11 protein-coding genes are annotated in these 14,840 nt (G+C 68.1%); 7 read left to right on the plus strand and 4 right to left on the minus strand.

From position 1 onward, the window contains the following. Positions 1-3 precede the first annotated feature (3 nt). From ACP5E6_RS03075 to ACP5E6_RS03090, 4 genes are all read right to left on the minus strand, one after another. Positions 4-3,222, minus strand: a complete 3,219-nt coding sequence (locus ACP5E6_RS03075) for an efflux RND transporter permease subunit (protein ID WP_427951512.1) — start codon at positions 3,220-3,222, stop codon at positions 4-6. After that, the gene (locus ACP5E6_RS03080) at positions 3,219-4,391 is read right to left on the minus strand and encodes an efflux RND transporter periplasmic adaptor subunit (RefSeq protein WP_427951514.1); all 1,173 of its coding nucleotides are present in this window, start codon (positions 4,389-4,391) and stop codon (positions 3,219-3,221) included. The genes ACP5E6_RS03075 and ACP5E6_RS03080 overlap by 4 nt, the downstream gene beginning before the upstream one ends. 2 nt (positions 4,392-4,393) lie before the next feature. Beyond that, the gene (locus tag ACP5E6_RS03085; protein WP_427951517.1) at positions 4,394-5,857 is read right to left on the minus strand and encodes an efflux transporter outer membrane subunit; all 1,464 of its coding nucleotides are present in this window, start codon (positions 5,855-5,857) and stop codon (positions 4,394-4,396) included. Positions 5,858-5,978: 121 nt separating this feature from the next. Next, on the minus strand, positions 5,979-6,548 hold the full coding sequence (locus tag ACP5E6_RS03090; protein WP_427951544.1) for a histidine phosphatase family protein: 570 nt from the start codon (positions 6,546-6,548) through the stop codon (positions 5,979-5,981). Between the two features lie 210 nt (positions 6,549-6,758). Here ACP5E6_RS03090 and ACP5E6_RS03095 point away from each other — a divergent pair, with 210 nt between their 5' ends. The 7 genes from ACP5E6_RS03095 to ACP5E6_RS03125 are packed head-to-tail and all read left to right on the plus strand — an operon-like array spanning position 6,759 to position 14,770. After that, positions 6,759-7,427 carry a Tim44/TimA family putative adaptor protein gene (locus tag ACP5E6_RS03095; protein WP_427951519.1) on the plus strand — a complete coding sequence of 223 codons (669 nt, stop codon included), beginning with the start codon at positions 6,759-6,761 and terminating at the stop codon, positions 7,425-7,427. A 3-nt stretch (positions 7,428-7,430) separates the two neighbouring features. Next, positions 7,431-8,648, plus strand: coding sequence for a murein transglycosylase A (mltA, locus tag ACP5E6_RS03100; RefSeq protein ID WP_427951521.1), 1,218 nt, complete (start codon positions 7,431-7,433; stop codon positions 8,646-8,648). After that, a complete protein-coding gene (locus ACP5E6_RS03105; RefSeq protein WP_427951523.1) occupies positions 8,645-9,424 on the plus strand; it encodes a (Fe-S)-binding protein in 780 nt (259 codons plus the stop codon). Before mltA ends, ACP5E6_RS03105 begins: the two co-directional genes overlap by 4 nt. Beyond that, a complete protein-coding gene (locus ACP5E6_RS03110) occupies positions 9,421-11,313 on the plus strand; it encodes a potassium transporter Kup (RefSeq protein ID WP_427951526.1) in 1,893 nt (630 codons plus the stop codon). The genes ACP5E6_RS03105 and ACP5E6_RS03110 overlap by 4 nt, the downstream gene beginning before the upstream one ends. Positions 11,314-11,318: 5 nt before the next feature. Beyond that, positions 11,319-11,822 carry a hypothetical protein gene (locus ACP5E6_RS03115; RefSeq protein ID WP_427951529.1) on the plus strand — a complete coding sequence of 168 codons (504 nt, stop codon included), beginning with the start codon at positions 11,319-11,321 and terminating at the stop codon, positions 11,820-11,822. After that, positions 11,810-12,154 carry a hypothetical protein gene (locus ACP5E6_RS03120; RefSeq protein WP_427951532.1) on the plus strand — a complete coding sequence of 115 codons (345 nt, stop codon included), beginning with the start codon at positions 11,810-11,812 and terminating at the stop codon, positions 12,152-12,154. Before ACP5E6_RS03115 ends, ACP5E6_RS03120 begins: the two co-directional genes overlap by 13 nt. 42 nt (positions 12,155-12,196) lie before the next feature. Further along, a complete protein-coding gene (locus ACP5E6_RS03125) occupies positions 12,197-14,770 on the plus strand; it encodes a GNAT family N-acetyltransferase (RefSeq protein WP_427951535.1) in 2,574 nt (857 codons plus the stop codon). Positions 14,771-14,840 lie beyond the last annotated feature (70 nt).

Genomic DNA, 14,840 nt, shown 5'->3' on the forward strand with positions numbered 1-14,840 from the left:
CCCTCATATCGTCGCTTCCTGGCCGGCCTCCGGCGCCGTGCGCGCGGTCGGGCGCAGCCGTTCCATCGCCAGATAGATCACCGGCGTGGTGAACAGGGTGAGCAACTGGCTGACCAGCAACCCGCCGATGATGGTGATGCCGAGCGGCGCGCGCAATTCCGAACCCGCCCCGCCTTCGAGCACCAGCGGCACCGCGCCGAACAGCGCGGCCATCGTGGTCATCATGATCGGCCGGAACCGCAGGATCGCCGCCTCGGTGATCGCCGCCACCGACGACAATCCGCGCACGCGCTCCGCCTCGATCGCAAAATCGACCATGATGATGCCGTTCTTTTTCACGATCCCCATCAGCAGCACGATGCCGACCAGCGCGACCAGGGTGAATTCCGTGCCGGTGAGCATCAGGGCGAGCAGCGCGCCGATCCCCGCCGAGGGCAGCGTCGAGAGAATCGTGATCGGGTGGATCGTCGATTCATAGAGAACGCCGAGCACGATATAAATCACCACCAGCGCCGCCGCGATCAGCCAGGGCTCCTCGGCGAGCGCGGTCTGGAATTCCGCCGCGGCACCGCCGAACGTGCCGGTGATCGTGTTGGGCACGCCGAGGTCGGCCTCGGCGTGGTTGATCGCGGTTTCCGCCGCCCCCAGCGAGGCACCATGGGCAAGGTTGAAACTGAGCGTGACCGAGGGAAACTGATCCTCCCGCGTGATCGCGAGCGGGCCGAACCGGCGCTGCACCCTCGCCACCTGCAACAGCGGCACCTGCGCCGGCACGGCGGCGGTGCTCGCCGTGCTGGTGCTGGCGCTGGTGCTGGCGGCGCCGGTGCTGACGGTGCTGTTGCCGCTCACCGCGCCGCCGGGTCCGAGCGCCGTGGTGCTGGTGCTCGCCGCGAGGCCGCCGGTCGGCAGGAACAGATTGGCCAGCGCCGCGGGCGAGGCGGCATAGGCCGGATCGACGCCCAGGATCACCCTATATTGCGCGTTCTGGGTATAGATCGTCGAAATCTGCCGCTGACCGAACGCGTCGTACAGCACCGCCTCGATCGTCGCCATGCTGATCCCGAGGCGAGACGCCGCCGCGCGATTGACGTCGATATAGGTCTCCAGCCCCTGGTTCTGCTGATCGCTGGCCAGATCGGCGAGTTGCGGCAATTTGCCCAGCGCGGCCAAAATCCGGCGCGACCACACATCAAGCTCGGCCTGATCGGTGTCGGTCAGCGTGTACTGGTACTGGGTCGGCGAAATCCGCGACGACAGCGTAATGTCCTGCACCGGCTGCATATAAATGCTGAACCCCGGAATCCCGGCGAGCGCGGCCTGCAACTGCGTCATCACGACCGAAATATTCGGGCGGGTGCCGAAGGGTTTGAGCGTGATGTCAAGCCGCCCGGTATTGGGCGTCGGGTTGGTCAGGCCCGAGCCGAGCAGCGAGGTGACGCCGGCAACCGCCTTGTTGTGCAAAATAATGTCGATCGCCCTGGTCTGCAGCCGGTTCATCGCCGCGAGCGACACGCTCTGCCCCGCCTCGCTCACCGCAACGATCGCGCCGGTATCCTCCTGCGGCAGCAGCGCCTTGGGAATGACCATGAACAACACCCCGGTGATCACCACGGTAGCCGCGAACACCAGCATCATCAGCCGTTGATGCGCGAGGCTCCAGGTCAGGCCGGTCTGATACCGGTCGCGCACCGCGAGCAGCCCGGCCTCGGCGGCGCGCGCAATCCGGCCCGGCTTCGCCTGCGCCGCCGGCCGCAGCAGCCGCGCGCTCATCATCGGCGTCAGGGTCAGCGAGATCACCGCCGAAATCACCACCGCCACCGCGAGTGTGACCGCGAATTCCGAGAACAGCCGCCCGATCACGCCCGGCATGAACAGCAGCGGAATGAACACGGCAACCAGCGAGATGGTCAGCGAAACGATGGTGAAGCCGATCTGCTTGGAGCCGAGATAGGCCGCCCGCATCGGCGTCTCGCCGGCTTCGATGAAGCGCACGATGTTCTCGATCATCACGATGGCATCATCGACCACGAATCCCGAAGCGACGGTGAGCGCCATCAGCGACAGATTGTCGAGCTGATAGCCCAGTTCGCTCATCACCCCGAAGGTCGCCACGATCGACAGCGGCAGCGCGATCGCCGGAATCAGCACGGCGCGCGGATTGGGCAGGAACAAAAAGATCACCAGCACCACCAGAAGCGCCGAGGTCAGCAGCGTGATCTGCACATCCTGCACCGAGGCCTTGATGGTGCCGGTGCGGTTGGCCACGATCTGCAACTTGATGCCGGGCGGCAGATCCCGCCCCAGATCGGTCAGCGCCGATTGCACCCGCGCCACCGTGCTGACGATATTCGCCCCCGGCTGGCGCTGAATATCGAGCACCACGGCCGGGATGTTGTTGTAGCTCGCGATCTGCTGGTTGTTCTCAAGCCCGGCGGTCACCGAGCCGACCGCGGAAAGCCGCACCGGCGCCTTGTTCTGATAGGCGATGATCAGGTCGCGATATTGCGCGGGCGCGGTGATCTGGTCGTTGGCGCCCAGCGTATAGGCCTGGTTGGTGCCATTGAACGCGCCCTTCGCCCCGCTCTGATTGGCGTTGGCGATCGCGTTGCGGACATCCTCGAGCGAAATCCCGTAGGCGGCGAGGCGCGCGGGATTGACATCGATCCGGATCGCCTTGGCCATGCCGCCCTCGACCGATACCGCCCCGACACCCCGGATCTCGGAGAGTTTCGGCACGATCTGGGTCTGCGCGGCATTGGCGATCGTATAGATCGGCACGGTCTTCGAGGTCAGCGCCAGGGTCAGGATCGGCGCATCCGCCGGGTTCACCTCGGTATAGGTCGGCGGATATTGCAAATTCGGCGGCAGCGTGCCGGAGGCGGCGTTGATCGCGGCCTGCACGTCCTGCGCCGCGGTATCGAGCGACACCGACAGATCGAACCGCAGCGTGATCGCGCTGGTGCCCTGGCTCGAGATCGAACTCATCGAGGCAAGCCCGGCGATCTCGCCGAACTGGCGCTCCAGCGGTGCGGTCAGCAGTTTCGAGGCGGTGTCCGGCGAGGCGCCCGGCAGCTTGGTCACCACCTGGATCGTCGGAAAATCGACCTGCGGCAGGGACGAGACCGGTAGCGCCTGGTAGCCGAGCACGCCGAGCAGAAAAATCGCGATCGCCAGCAGAGTCGTCGCCACCGGCCGGCCGATGAAGGGGGCGGAAATATTCACGCGGGGCCGGCCGCGGCAACCTTGGCGCCCGGCGTCACGATCGTGATCTTCGAGCCATCCTTCAGGCGCGAATTCCCCTCGGTGATCACCCGCTCCCCGGCGGTCAGCCCCTTGGTCACCACGATCACCCGCTCATCCTCATAGCCAATGGTGATCGGCTGATCGACCACGGTTGCGGCCTTGCCGCCCGCCGCCGGCTTGACCAGAAACACGAAACTGCCGGCGGGTCCCTGCTGCACCGCGACCGGCGGCACCGTGAGCGCGTCGGGAATGCTGCGCACCAGGGTGCGGATATTGACATAGGCGCCCGGCCACAGGGCGAGCTTCGGATTGGGAAAATTCCCCTTGAGCGTCAGCGTGCCGGTATTGGCGTTCACCGTGTTGTCGAGCACCGAGAGCACGCCGTGATCGAGCACCGGCGCGGTCTGCGGATCGCCCTCGGCGGTCGCCACCAAATCGACCTTGCCCCGCGCCATCGCCGCGGTGATCTGCGCCAGATCCTGCTGCGGCAGGCTGAACTGCACCGCGATCGGCTGCAGCGTGTTGATCACAACGATGCCGTTGGCGAGGTTGGGGTTCACGATATTGCCCGCATTGACCTGCAGAATGCCGGTCATGCCGGCGATCGGCGCGGTGATTTTAGTATAGCCGAGATTGATCCGGTCGGCCTCGATGCTCGCGCGGTCCTGCAGCACCAGCGCGCGATCCTCGGCGGCGGTGGCATTCGCGGTCGCCGCCTGCTGCTTCGAGGTGTAATTCTGCGCCACCAGCGAGGCGTATTGCCGCGCCTGAAGCGCGGCATTGGCCAGACTCGCCTGATCCTGCGCCAGCTTGGCCAGGGCCTGATCCAGCGTCGCCTGGTACGGCGCGGGGTCGATCTCGGCGAGCAACTGGCCCTGTTTCACGAATTGGCCTTCATGAAACAGCACCGCCTTGAGCGGCCCGGTGATCATCGGCTGCACCGTCACGGTCCGGTACGGCACAACCGTGCCGAGCGCATCGAGATAGACCGGTACGGTTTGTACGCTCACCGGCGCGACCTCGACCGGAATCGTGGTCGCCGCCAGGTGCTTGGGTTTGGCCTTGGGTTCGACCAGCCGCACCACGACCACCGCGACCAGCACCAGCACGACCAGAACAGCGATGGCTCGCCCGCGTCGTATCGCCATGATTATTGAACCCCGTGTTTGGGCAGCACCCAGCCGCCGCCCATCGCCTTGTAAAGATTAACCGCGGCGTCGAGCCGGGTCAGCCGCGCCTGCTCCAGCGTGTTCTGATCCGACAGCAGGGTCTGTTCGGCATTCAGCACGGTGCTGACATCGACCACCCCGGCCCGCAACTGGCCCTTCGCCCCCTCGAGCGCGGCCCGCGCGCGCGCGACCGCGATGCGCTGCAGATGTTCCTGGCTGGTCGCGTAGTGCAGCGCGGTCATCGCGGTCTCGACGTCGGTGAACGCCTGCACCACCGCCTGCTCGTATTTGGCGACATCCTCGCGATAGGTCGCGCGATCGACATTCAGCGCCCCGCTCAGCGCCCCGCCCTCGAAAATCGGCTGGCTCAACGAGGACACCGCCGAGAGCAGCATCGAGCCGGGCGCGAACAACGCATCGAGCGCGTTGCTCTGCCATCCGGCCGAACCGGTCAGCGTGATCGAGGGGAAAAACGCCGCGATGGCGCCGCGCACCGTCGCATTCGCCGCGATCAAGGTCGCCTCGGCTTCAGCGACATCGGGCCGCCGCGTCAGCAATTGCGCGGGGATGCCCGGCCGCAGGTCGGGCACATGGATGGTTCCGAGCGACCCGCCATGCACCCGCAGGAATTCCGGCGCCTGCCCGGTCAGAATGCCCAGGCCAAGTGCCTGCTGGCGCAGTTCGGACACCAGATTGGGAATCGTCGCGCGTTCGGCGGCGACCAGTGCCGCCTGCTGCGCCACGGTGGGTTGATCGACCACCCCGGCCTTGAATTCGGCGTTCAACTGATCGAGCAGCCCCTGCGCCGCCGCGAGATTCTGTCGCGCGATCGCCAGCTCGTCCTGATACGCCAGGGTCTGGAAATAGGTCGTCGCGACCGCGGCCTCCTCGGTCAGGGCTACCGTCGCGGCGTTGAATTGCGCCGCGGCGGCATTGGCCTGGGCGGCGCGCAGCGCATCATAGGTCTTGCCCCAGAAATCGAGCTGATAGCTCGCCTGGAAACTCGCCGCATAATTATGCGTGGTGGCGTTCTTGCCCGATCCGGCGCCGCCGAATTTCGAAAACGACGAGGATGACGACGCCCCGGCGGCGCTCGCCCCGGCCTGCTGGAAATTCCCGCTGCCCGACGCGGTCAGGCTGGGCAGCAACGGCGCGCCGGACACCTCGACCTGCGCATTGGCCGCCTCCAGCTGATCGATCGCCTCGATCACGGAAAAATTATGCTGACGCGCCGCCGCCACCAGCGTGTCGAGTTCGGGCGAGCCGAAATGACGCCACCAGCCCGGTCGCGGCCATGCCGGCGCGGCGCCGGCGGCGGGTGAAACGAAGGCGGTCGGCACCGCCAGCCTCGGCGCGTGAAACGCGGGGCCGACCACACAGCCGGCAAGCGCCAGCGGTGCCGCCATAATGGCGATCAGCCGGAGCGGCCGCGTCGGAGGCGTCACAGATCTTGCCGTCCAGCGGGCATGTCGCTCTCGATGTGGGTCACCATGGCGCGCCCGACATAACGACCGATTGTAACAGCCGGATTGCACGCGCCCGACCGCCTTCGCACCAACCCCGCCCTCACGGTTGCCACCGCAGATCCACGGGCGGCGGCGTGTTCGGGTCATAGACGATATGATCGCCGTTCATCAGCGAGTGGCCGGTGAGCGCCAGAATGAACGCCCAATGGCTGACCACGATGGTCTCGCGCCAGTCCGGCCGCGCCGCCATATCCGCGCGAAACCGCGCGGCGCGCGCGATCACTTCCGCCTCGGCCTCGAAACCGTCCGGCCACCACGGATCGGACAGATGAGCGAAATCGTGATCGGGAAACCGTTCGGCGAGGGTTTCGCGCGGGCTGCCGATATCGCAACTGAAGGCGTAGCGTTCACGGATCAACGGCTCGATCTCGACGCTCAGCGCCCGCCCGGCCGCAACCCGCCTGGCCAGGATCGGCGCGGCGGTCTGCAACGCGCGGGTGTAGGGCGAAACGATCAGCCGGCGCAGCGCCACGTCGGCCAGCGCCGCCGCCGCCGCATGCGCCTGCGCTTCGCCCAGCGGCGTCAGCGACGGGTCAGCGATTCCCGGATCGCGCCGCGTCGCGCTGAAATGCAGATTGAATTCGCTTTGGCCGTGACGGAGCAGGATCATGGCAAAGCGATACCCCGCCGCCGCACCGGCGGCAAACTGAACCCGCCGCCGCACCGGCGGCAAACTGAACCCGCCGCCGCACCGGCGGCAAACTGAACCCGCCGCCGCACCGGCGGCAAACCGAACCCCCGCGATCGCGGTTGCGACAAATCACCGCTCGGCCTATCACCATCTTCCGGGCCCCGCCCCGAACACAGGTGCCATTCAGCAATGTACAACGGAATTCCGATCGATCTCATCCTTCTCGCCCTGGTGGCGGGGTTTCTGGTGCTCCGATTGCGCAGCGTCCTCGGCAAGCGCACCGGCTATGAGCGCCCGCCGCTGCCCGATCAGCAGCCGGTGGGTCTGCGCGGTCCGGCCGCGCCGGTGATCGATGGCTATGCCGAGGCCTCGCGTCCCCGTCCGGGCCGGCCGATTCCGGCCCCTCACACCAATGTCGGTCAGGTGCTCGGCCGGATCGCCGAATCCGACCGCAATTTCGATCCGGTCAAATTCATCGACGGTGCCGAAGCCTCGTTCCGCCGCATCGTCACCGCCTTTGCCGAGGGCGACCTCACCACGCTGCGCAACCTGCTGACACCCACCGTGTTCACCACGTTCGAACACGCGATCACCGCCCGCGCCGAAGCCGGCGAGACCCAGCACACCGAGATCAAACAAATCGTCGAGGCCAGTATCGACGAGGCCGAGATGCTCGGCGATCACGCCGTCATCGTCGTTCGCTTCGTCTCCGATCAGGAAAACTACACCCGTGACCGCGCGGGCCAGGTGGTCGCCGGCACCGAGGCGGTCACCGAGATCGTCGATCTCTGGAGCTTTGAGCGCAGCGTCAACGCATCGGACCCGAACTGGCGGCTCGCCGCGGCGCGCAGCGGCTGATCGATGCCTGAATTTCCCGCCGGCCGGACCGTCCGCGCCGTTGTCCTGCCCGCTCTGACAGCGCTTCTGCTCGCCGGTTGCGCGCTCAAATCCCCCCCCGTCACCGGCAGCGACTCGCCCGGAACCGCCGGATTAACCCCGGTCGCCTTCACCGCCCTGCCCGGATGGGGACCCGCCGCCGCCATCGCCGGCCTGCCGGGCTTCGTTCGCTCCTGCCGCGCGATCGAGGTGATGCCCGAGGATCAGCCGCTCGGCGGCGATGGCGTGGCCCGCGCGCGCGGCGGCAAGGCCGGTCTCTGGCGCGGCGTCTGCGCCGCGGCGCGCGCCGTCCCACCCGACGATGCCGCGGCGGCCCAGCGTTTTTTCCAGACCGATTTCACCGCCTACCGCGCCGCCGGCACCGCCCGCATCACCGGCTATTTCGAGCCGGTCTATGCCGGGTCGGAGGTTCGTCTGCCCGGCTATGACGTGCCGCTCTACGCGCGGCCGCGCAATCTGGTCCGCGCCAATCTCGCGGCGTTCCGCGACCGCACCGGCAAGCAGCGCATCGTCGGACGGCTGCGCTACGGCAAGCTGGTGCCCTACTACAGCCGGGCGCGAATCGAGGGCGGCGCCATCGCGCAGCAGGCCCATGTGATCGCCTGGCTGCGCAATCCGGTCGATGCCTATATGGCCCAGGTGCAGGGCGCCGCGCGGCTGCGCCTGCCCGACGGCACGCTGATCGACCTCGGGTTCGACGGCACCAACGGTCGCGGCTACACCCCGATCGGTAAATTGATGGTCCAGCAGCACGATCTCGCCGCCAATGATTTGTCGATCCAAACGATCAGCACCTGGTTGCGCGCCCATCCCGCCCAGGCGCCCGCGCTGATGAACGCGAATCGCAACTACGTCTTCTTCAAACGGGTCCGCGACGTGCCGGACGGTCTTGGCACTCCCGGCGCCCTCGGCGTGCCCCTGACCCCGGAAGGCTCGATCGCGGTCGATGAAAAATCCATCCCCCTCGGCGCGCCCGTCTATGTCGCCACCCCCGCGCTCGACCGCCTGACCACGGCGCAGGATATCGATGTGGGCGCCAAGGGCGCCGCCGCCGCCCAGATCTTTTTCGGCATCGGCCATCACGCCGCCCAGCTGGCCGGCGCCATGGATGCCGCGGGTAGCCTGTTCGTGCTATTGCCCCGCCCGATCCCCGCACCCCAACCATCCGGAGCCCCGTCATGAGCGCCGTCAACCCCACGCAACCGCGCGTGGCATTGTTCGTGACCTGTCTGGTCGATCTCTACCGTCCCAGCGTCGGTTTCGCCGCGATCCGCCTGCTCGAAGCCGCCGGCTGCACCGTCGAGGTGCCGCGCGCCCAGACCTGCTGCGGCCAGCCGGCCTATAACAGCGGCGACCGCGCTACCGCTCTCGCCCTCGCCACATCGCTGCTCGGCACGCTCGCCGGCTATGATTACGTCGTCGCCCCGTCAGGCTCCTGCGCCGGCATGATCCGCAAACACCTGCCCGATCTGTTCGACCAGGACCCCGACCTGCGCGACCGCGCCGCCGCTCTCGCCGCCAAAACCTGGGAACTCACCAGCTTCCTCGTCGATGTCATGGGGTTCACCGGCCTCGACTCGCCGCTCCCGGCGCGCGCCACCTATCACGACAGCTGCGCCGGTCTGCGTGAACTCGGCGTCAAATCCCAACCCCGCGCCCTGCTCGACAAAATCACCGGTCTCGATCTCGTCGAAATGGCCGAACCAGAGATCTGCTGCGGCTTCGGCGGCACGTTCTGCGTCAAATTCCCCGACATCTCCGCCCGCATGACCGGCGATAAAACCGCCGATATCGCCACCACCGGCGCCGATCTCCTGCTCGCCGGCGATCTTGGCTGCCTGCTCAACATGGCCGGCAAACTCTCCCGCGATGGCAAGCCCATCGCCGTCCGCCACATCGCCGAGGTCCTCGCCGGCATCACCGCCGACGTGCCGCCGATCGGGGACACACGCCGTTGAGCGCCACCGTGGCCGATCCGGCCCCGCCGATCGAACAGCTCAAATTCGCGGCGGTGGTCGGCGCGCTCGGCATCGTCTATGGCGACATCGGCACCTCGCCGCTCTACGCCCTGCAGGCCTGCCTCGGCTATGTCACCAAGGGCGGCCTGAAACCCGAAGATGTGCTTGGCCTGCTCAGCCTGATCTTTTGGGCGCTGATCATCACCGTCACCCTCAAATACGTCACCTTCGTGATGCGCGCCGACAATAACGGCGAAGGCGGCATTCTCGCCCTCATGACCCTGGCGCAGCGCGTCGCCCGCACCGAGCGCACCCGCTACGCCCTGATGATTGTCGGCATCGTCGGCGCCGGCCTGTTCCTGGGTGACGGCGTCATCACCCCGGCGATCTCGGTCCTCTCGGCGGTCGAGGGACTCGGCGTCGCCTCGCCCGATTTCAACCGCTTCGTTCTGCCGATCTCGGTGGCGATCATCATCGCCCTCTTCATCGGCCAGCGCTACGGCACCGGCGCGGTCGGCACGCTGTTCGGCCCGATCATGGCGCTCTGGTTCGTGGCGATCGCGGGTTTCGGCCTCTACCGCATCATCCTCAACCCGCATGTGCTGCTGGCGCTGGTGCCCGGGCCGGGGATCAGGTTCATCGTCCGCCATGACGAGCTCGCCTTCGTCGCCCTCGGCGCCGTCGTCCTCGCCGTCACCGGGGCCGAGGCGCTCTATGCCGACATGAGCCATTTCGGCCGCAAACCCATCCGCATGACCTGGCGCTTCTTCGTGCTGCCCGCCCTGGTGCTGAATTATTTCGGCCAGGGTGCCCTTGTCATCTCGAACCCCCAAGCCGCCGACAATCCGTTCTATCTCCTGGTGCCGCACACCTTTCTTCTCCCGATGGTGCTGCTCGCCACCATCGCCACGGTCATCGCGAGCCAGGCGGTCATTTCCGGCGCGTTCACCCTGGGCAGCCAGTGCGTTCAGCTCGGCCTGCTGCCGCGCATGGAAATCCGCCACACCAGCGTCACCGAGGAAGGCCAGGTCTACGTGCCGCAAATGAACGCCGCCCTCGCCATCGGCGTTCTCATCCTCGTCCTCGGCTTCCGCTCCTCCAACGCCCTGGCCTCGGCCTACGGCATCGCGGTCACCGGCACCTTCCTCTGCACCAACATTCTCGCCGCCATCGTGTTCCATCGCCATTTCAACTGGTCGCGCACCCGAACCGGCCTGGTCTGGGGCGCGTTCTTCCTGGTCGATGCCGCCTTCTTCGGCGCCAATATCCTGAAAATCGTCGAAGGCGGCTGGGTCCCGCTGGCAATCGGCCTCAGCATCGTCACGCTGATGACCACCTGGCGCCGCGGCCGCAGCCTTCTGTTCGCCCGCTGGCAGCAGGACAGCCTGCCCCTCGCGTCCTTCCTCACCCGTCTGCCGCAATCGCGCATCGTCCGCGTCCCCGGCATCGCCGTCTTCCTCACCGGCAATCCCGAATACACCCCGGCCTCGCTGCTGCATAACCTCAAGCACAACAAGGTCCTCCACGAAACGGTCTTCTTCGTCACCGTCCGCAATCTCGACGTGCCAACCGCCTCCGCCGCCGAACGCGTGCATGCCGAGGAACTCGCCCCCGGCATCTACCGCGTCGGCGTCAGCTACGGTTTCATGGATGTCCCCAACCTGCCACGCTCGCTCGAACTCCTGCGTGACCAGGGCATGCCCTTCAACCCGATGCAGACGAGCTACTTCCTCGGCCGTGAAACCATCGTCCCCGCCACCGTGCCCAAACTCGGCTTCATCCGGCGCAGCATTTTCCTGTTCATGCTCCGCAACGCCATCTCCGCCACCGAATTCTTCCAGATCCCCAGCGACCGGGTCGTGGAACTCGGCGTCCGCGTCGCCATCTGATCCCGATGTCACGCCCGATCCCGCGCGAAATCGCCGACGACGGCACCGAGCTTCACCTCGTGCCGATCCTGCCGCCCCACCTGCCGCGCGTCTCCCGGCGCGACCTCGAACGCGCCTGGGATGCCGCCCGCCACGCCGCTCATCGCGGCGAGCCCGGCCCCACCCGCGGCTTTCGCTTCGCCGCCCCCGCGAGCACCGGTGTCGCCATCGTCCTGCGCGACCCTGATGCCCGCGCCTGGGCCGCCTCGGTCGATCGCATCGCCGACCTCTCGACCCCGCACGGCATCTCGCTCTGCCTGCGCCTGCTCGGCCTGGTCGCCCTGATCGGCGATGCCACCTGGCTCGCCCCCTATGTCACCATCCGGCGCGACGGCGCAGCGCTCGACACCGCCCTCCTCACCGCCGCCGCCACCACCCGCTTGACCGCCACCGGCGGTCTCGATGAAAACCAGATGCGCGCCCTCCTGCTCACCCGCGCGACCAAGGATACCGACCCATGTTCCGCCTGACCCTGTTGCTCTCGGTCCTCACCATGCCGCTCGCCGCGTGCAGCTTCGGCGCGCCGCCGCCGCAATCGGCCGCCGACAAGGCCAACCTCGCCGCCTGCACCCAGCGCGCCGAACAGATCGACGCCGCCCGCCACTACACCTATCTCTCCCGCACCGACCAGTTCGCCACCCCGTTCCTCGGCACGCCCAACCCGGCATATCTCAGCAACAAACTCGCCGAGCAGCACGACCAGATCGACCGGATCAACAATTGCATGAAAAACGCCAACCCCGCCTATGTCGGCTCCGGCGCCACCCTGCCCGAACCCACCATCATCGGCCCCACCCCATGATCCCTCACATCCCCCCCTCGATCTGAGCAACAGGAGCGGACCATGCCACCGCTCATCGCCTCCATGGTCAACCGCTTCGACCCCGAAGCGTTGTTCCACCCCAAAACCATCCTGCTCTGCGGCGTCGAAACCCCGATCGGCGCACGCCTGCGCGCCAGCCTGACCGGCGCCGCCTTCGCCGGACGGCTGATCGAGGCCAAAGCCACCTCCCTCCCGCCCGAACCCGCCAGTTTCGACCTCGCCCTGATCGCCACCCCGCCCGACCGCGTCCCCGGCGTCATCGCGGCCCTCACCGGGCGTCTGCGCGGCGCCGCGATCGTCTATGCCGAGGTCGATGACCTGCGCGCCATAGCACTCGCCGCCCGCGTGCGGGTCATCGGCGCGCGCTCGTTCGGCCTCGCGGTGCCCGGCTTCGGCCTCAACGCCCTTCTCTCGCACATCCCGCCGCCGCCGGGGCGCATCGCCCTGCTCGGCCAATCTCCCGCGCTCGCCCGCGCCGTGATCGACTGGGCGGAACCCAACGGCGTCGGCTTCTCCCACGTCGTCGGCATCGGCAGCAACGCCGACATCGGCTTCGGCCGGGTGATCGATCACCTGGCGCGCGACCCCGGCACCGGCCCGATCCTGATGGAAATCGCCGGCCTGCGCGATCCACGCCTGTTCCTCTCCGCCGCCCGCGCCGCCGCCCGCCTGCGCCCCATCGTCGCCCTCGCCCCCGGCGCCCGCCTCGCCGATCCCAGCTTCACCGCCGTCGCCGGCTTCGAGGCGGCGCTGGCCCGCGCCGGCGTTCTGCTCACCACCTCGCTCGGCGCCTTTCTCGCCGCCGCCGAAACCCTCACCCGCGCCCGCCCCGCGCGCGGCGATCATCTCGCCATCCTCGGCAACAGCCGCGGCGCCTGCCGCCTCGCGGCGGACGCCGCCCTCGCCGAACATATCGACCTCGCCCGCCTCACCCCCGAAACCTGCCGCGTCCTCGAGCTGATGCTTGGCGCCGCCCCCGCGCCCGACCTGCCGATCGCGATGCCCGATGCCCCCGGCACCAAACTGGCCGATGTCGCCGCCATGCTCGCCGCCGCCCCCGAAGTCGGCGGCGTTCTCGTCGTCTATGCCCCGAGCGGCGAGCAGGACGATGCCGCCATCGCCGGGTTGATCGCCTGCTCCGCCAGCATCAAGGCGCCACTCCTGGTCGCGGTGCCGGGCCAGACCACCGCCGCCGCCCACCGCCGCCGCCTCGCCCTATCCGGCGTCGCCGTCTTCGCCATGCCGGAGGAAGCCGTCGCCGGCTTCCGCGACCTGATGCACCATCGCGACATCCGCGCCGCCGCCCGCGAGCTCCCGCCCTCGACCGTGCTCGACCTCGCGCCCGACCACGCACGCGTGCGCGCCATCATCGCCCAGGCCCGCGCCGAGCAGCGCACCACGCTCACCCAGGAGGAAGGCTTCGCCATCCTGCGCGCCTACGGCATCGAAATCGTCGCCTGGGCGCTCGCCGACACGCCCGAACAAGTGGCCAATGCCGCAACCGGATTGGGCTACCCCGTCGTGGTGAAACTCTCCCACCCCGATCTTGCGATCAAGCGCCCGCAAGGCGGCGTCGCCCTCGACCTGCCAGACGCCAAATCGGCGGCGGCGGCGGCGCGGGTGATCGCCTCGCGCCTGCGCCATCGCGGCGAATTGCCGCAAGGCGCGCGGTTTCTGGTCGAACACCAAGTCAACCGCGCCCGCGTCCTGCGCATCATCGTCGGCGAACATCTCTTCGTCGGCCCCACCATCGGCATCGGTGAAGGCGGCGGCGATCGTGACGCCGCCCCCCCGCTCGCGGTCGATCTGCCGCCGCTCAACCTCGCCCTCGCCGAAGCCCTGATCGAGCGGGCAGGGGGGGCCACCCTGCTCCGCCTCGCCCGCGGCATGGGCGAGGCCGACCGCGCCGCCGTCGCCGCCACCCTGGTCCGGGTCAGCCAAATGATCATCGACGCACCGGAGTTCCGCGCGATCGATCTCGACCCGCTGTTCGCGACCGAAACCGGCGTCGCGCTCGCCAACGCCCGCTTCGAGCTGCGCCCCGAAGGCGAACGCCGCCAACCCCTCGCCATCGCCCCCTACCCGGCGGAACTCGCCCATGAATTCACATCCCACGGCCGCGCCTTCCTGATCCGACCGATCCGCCCGGAAGACGCCGCCGCCCACCAGCGCCTGTTCAGCCGCCTGACCCCCGAAGACGTCCGCTACCGCTTCTTCTCCGCCGTCCGCGCCCTCACCCCCGAACAAGTGGTCCGCATGACCGAAGTCGATTACGGCCGCGAAATCGCCCTGATCGCCGTCGATCAGGCCAGCGGCGAAACCGCCGGCGTCGCGCGCCTGGTCCGCTCGGACACCGATGGCAACGACGGCGAATTCGCCATCCTGGTCGAAAACGCCGCCAAAGGCCTCGGCCTCGGCTCCGCCCTGATGCGCAGCCTGATCAACTGGGCGCGCGAGGAAGGCGTGGCCGAAATCATCGGCCAGGTCTTGGCCGACAACCACCCCATGCTCGCCTTCGTCCGACACCTCGGCTTCACCCTCCACCACGTCCCCGGCGAAGAAGACGTCGTGGAAGCCCACCTGCCACTGGTCTGAAACCGCGCAAGGGGCAGGGCAGGGCAGGGGGAAGCAAGCCGTTCTTTTTTGCAAAAAAGAACCAAAAAAC

It is taken from the genome of Acidiphilium sp. (genome assembly GCF_049977125.1).
In the GTDB taxonomy this organism is placed as follows: domain Bacteria; phylum Pseudomonadota; class Alphaproteobacteria; order Acetobacterales; family Acetobacteraceae; genus Acidiphilium.